This window comes from uncultured Neisseria sp. (assembly GCF_951230505.1).
Taxonomy (GTDB): Bacteria; Pseudomonadota; Gammaproteobacteria; order Burkholderiales; family Neisseriaceae; genus Neisseria.
In genome coordinates this window covers 1-3583 of sequence record NZ_CATNVN010000173.1, presented here as the reverse complement: position 1 = coordinate 3583, position 3583 = coordinate 1, and the positions used below count along the sequence as shown (strand labels likewise).

Annotated in this window: 3 protein-coding genes and 1 pseudogene; all 4 read right to left on the bottom strand. The window is 52.5% G+C overall.

Annotated features, from left to right (window positions below; genetic code table 11):
• Positions 1-405 (bottom strand): annotated as a pseudogene (locus Q1M25_RS08895) (cell division protein FtsN); the annotation flags it as partial.
• Between the two features lie 154 nt (positions 406-559).
• The gene (locus Q1M25_RS08890; protein WP_300483926.1) at positions 560-2056 is read right to left on the bottom strand and encodes a YifB family Mg chelatase-like AAA ATPase; all 1497 of its coding nucleotides are present in this window, start codon (positions 2054-2056) and stop codon (positions 560-562) included.
• 13 nt (positions 2057-2069) lie between these two features.
• Positions 2070-2390 carry an accessory factor UbiK family protein gene (locus Q1M25_RS08885; protein WP_049323809.1) on the bottom strand — a complete coding sequence of 107 codons (321 nt, stop codon included), beginning with the start codon at positions 2388-2390 and terminating at the stop codon, positions 2070-2072.
• Between the two features lie 124 nt (positions 2391-2514).
• The gene (locus tag Q1M25_RS08880) at positions 2515-3582 is read right to left on the bottom strand and encodes a DUF1176 domain-containing protein (protein ID WP_300483924.1); all 1068 of its coding nucleotides are present in this window, start codon (positions 3580-3582) and stop codon (positions 2515-2517) included.
• Position 3583 lies beyond the last annotated feature (1 nt).

Genomic DNA, 3583 nt, shown 5'->3' with positions numbered 1-3583 from the left:
GGCTTTTTCAGCTTTTTCTTTAGCTTCGCGTTCGGCTTTTTCTGCTTCAGCTTTATCCGCCTTTTCTTTGGCTTCGCGCTCGGCTTTTTCCTGAGCCTCTTTTTCTGCTTGTGCCGCTTTCTCTTCAGCTTCTTTGGCAGCCTTTTCAGCCGCTTCTTTTTCAGCTTTGGCTTTTTCTTCATCTGCTTGGCTGGACGAATTGTCGGTAGCAGGGCGTTTCTCTGCTTTGTCTTGAGGTTTCAGGATTTCAGGTTCTTCACTTTGCTTAGGCTGAGTCAGCTCTTTGAAAACGTTTTGGTTGCCTTGGTTCAAGAAGAACAAAATACCGGCAATAATACCTGTTGCCAGTATCAGGCCGAAAAAGAAACCGGCCAAGCCTTTGCCATATTGTGTAGATTTTTTCATGACTTACCTTGTAATAATGTGTTCAGACGGTCTGAAGGGAGACTGTCTGAGTTTGGATTCGATATTTTATCAATAACCGTTATGGACGGCAAAATCCTGATGCTTTGTTTACTCTAGTTTTACTTAAACATAAAGATTCAGGCCGTCTGAAAAGTTAGAGGGCGCGACGGAAACCGATGGCTTTCATCACATGGGTTTTATTGACTTCTTCCTCGCCCGCCAAATCGGCCAGCGTACGGGCAACGCGCATGATGCGGTGGAAGCTTCTAGCGGAAAGGGACAGTTTTTCGAGCATGGTTCCCAAGGCTTCTTGCGCTTCTTTTTGGATACGGGCTTTACCATCGAGCTCGCTGACGCTCAATTCGGCATTAACCTTGCCTTGTCGGCCGTATTGGATTTTACGCGCGGCGGTAACGCGTTCTAATACGGCGGCACTGGATTCGCCGGCTTCTTGTTGCATCAGCTCGGCGGCGGAAAGGCTGGGTACTTCGATGGTTAAATCAATGCGGTCGAGTAATGGCCCTGAAATTTTGCTGCGGTAACGGGCGATGCTTTCAGGCGTGCAGCGGCAAGGTTTGGACGGATGACCGAGATAGCCGCAAGGACAGGGGTTCATGGCGGCGACAAGTTGGAACTTGGCCGGATAAACGGCTTGGCGTGCAGCGCGGGAAATATGGATTTCGCCGTTTTCCAAAGGTTCGCGCAATACTTCCAATACTTTACGGTCAAACTCGGGCAATTCGTCTAAAAACAACACACCATGGTGCGCCAATGAAATTTCACCCGGACGCGGGTCGGAACCGCCGCCGACCATGGCGGCCGAGCTGGCGCTGTGGTGGGGACTGCGGAAAGGGCGGTTGCTGTCGAGTTGCTGTTGATGGTTGGGTAGGAGCGAACGCAATGCCCAGACTTCGACCAATTCGTCTTCGGTCAAAGGCGGAAGGATACCGGGCAAACGTTGCGAAAGCATGGACTTGCCCGTTCCCGGCGGCCCCATCATCAGCAGGCTGTGTCCGCCTGCCGCGGCGATTTCCAAGGCGAGGCGGGCGGTGTGTTGGCCTTTGACATCGGCTAAGTCGGGTATTTTACTTTGTTCAGACGGCCTTTGTGGCAGTTTGCATTCGGTTTGTGTCAACGGTTCGATGCCGTTTAAATGGGCGGCCACTTCGCCCAAAGAACGCGCGCCATAAACTGCAATGCCACGCATGACGGCAGCCTGTTCGGCATTTTCTTGCGGCAAGACGAACGAACGGCCGGCCTGCATTCCCTGCCATGCCATGGCTAGCGCGCCGCGTACGGGACGCAGCAGCCCGGACAGCGCCAATTCTCCGGCAAACTCATATTGCGCGAGCTTTTCAGGATTAATTTGTCCCGATGCGGCAAGAATGCCCAAGGCAATCGGTAAATCGAAACGGCCGGATTCTTTGGGGAGGTCGGCCGGTGCGAGGTTGACGGTAATTTTCTTGGCGGGGAAGTCGAAGCCGCTTTGGATGATGGCGGCACGCACACGGTCGCGGCTTTCTTTGACTTCGGTATCGGGCAAACCGACGATATTGAAATGTGGCAAGCCGTTGGCAAGGTGGGCTTCCACTTCGACCAACGGCGCATTCATGCCGCTTAAGGCGCGGCTGTAAACCAAAGCAAGCGACATGTTTCAGACGGCCTTATTCGGCAGCTTCAGTTTGTTGTGCGATTTCGGCAACCGCTTCTTCGGCAGCTTCTTCGGCCGCTTTCAAAGCGGCTTCTTCAGGCTCTTGGGCGGCTTCGAGTTTGGCCAAACGGGCTTCCAATTCGGCCAGCTTGGTACGGGTTTTAATCAAAACCTGTTGTTGGATGTCGAATTCTTCTCGGGTCACCAAATCCATGCGGTTGAACGCGCTGCCGAGCATGGCTTTAACGTTTTTTTCCATGTCTTTGGCAGGGCTGTTGGCGATGGTTTCGCTGATTTTGGAGCTGACTTCTTCAAAAAGTTGTTTGCCGAACATAATCCGTATCCTTTATTCAGAATGTATATAGAAATTCAAGTGGCTATTGTATAAGGAAAAAGGCCGTCTGAAAACGGGAATTTTGAGACGGCCTTTGCTTCCTATCGTAAATATTCCGTGTCTTTTAACGCTCAACACGGGCTTCAAAAATAGGCATCAGCCATGCGCCGCCCGTGAAGCCTTTGCATGAACCGGTGGTGTGTTCCTCACTGCGGACAAACGTTTTACCGTCCCACACTGCGGCATTGCCCGACCAGCAGTCGCCGATCCCTCGGCCTTTGAAGCTGCCGCTAAGGGTGGCTGTTTTCTCATCGAATCCGCCGTGTCCGCCGTATGTCATTGGTGGCAGCACTTGTTCGATTTTGGTCAACTCTTTATCGGCAATGGCATAGTAGCCGCTGGTTTGATAAGCACCGCCGATACAGACGGCCTCCACCAAAACTTGTTGTTTATTGAGCGGATAAATATTCAGGCTGCGGTTCCAATCCATGTGCTCTTTATTATGCAGGGCGGGGCAGTAATTATCGTCATTTTCAGAAACGCGGTTGCTGTTGCGCAGCAGTTTCATGACGGCGCTGTGGCGCGGTGTGTCTTGTTCCAGTATATCGCCTGCTGTTTTCGGTACGGCAACGGTGCGGATGACGGGTTTGGGCTGCGGGCTGAGGACTGCCTGACTGCTGTTGCCTTTGCGTATCAGCGCGGAAGGCGTGTTCAGACGGCCTTGGAATTCGTCCGCTTTCAACATTGCCGCCGCCGCGCCTTTGTCGGACAAGTGCCATTCATATTTGCCGGCGCGGATGCTGATTTTGCTTTCTTTTTTCAACGCTTCGAGCAAGGCGTTGGTTTGCGCGCTGTTCAATTTGCCTTGGCCTTTTTTGTTCAACGCCAATTTGCCCAGTGATTTGCCGTTCAACATCAATTCGTTGCGGGCCGCCACACGGGCGAGTTGCCTATCATCGTCGTTAAACGGCAGCAGGGAAACTTCGCCGGCAACGGCGGCATTCGCCCCCGCTTTTCGGGTAAACAGGATGGAAACCGGCGTTTCTGTTTCATCCGCCTGATATCCGGCAAGACGGCAGGTACCGGTATTGTCGCAGGTAATGTCCCAGTCTTGGTAATTTTGATAAAAGCCTTGAGGCGGAGCAGCCAGTGCGGTGGCAGGTAAAACAGCCAGCAGCCATTTTTTCATGATG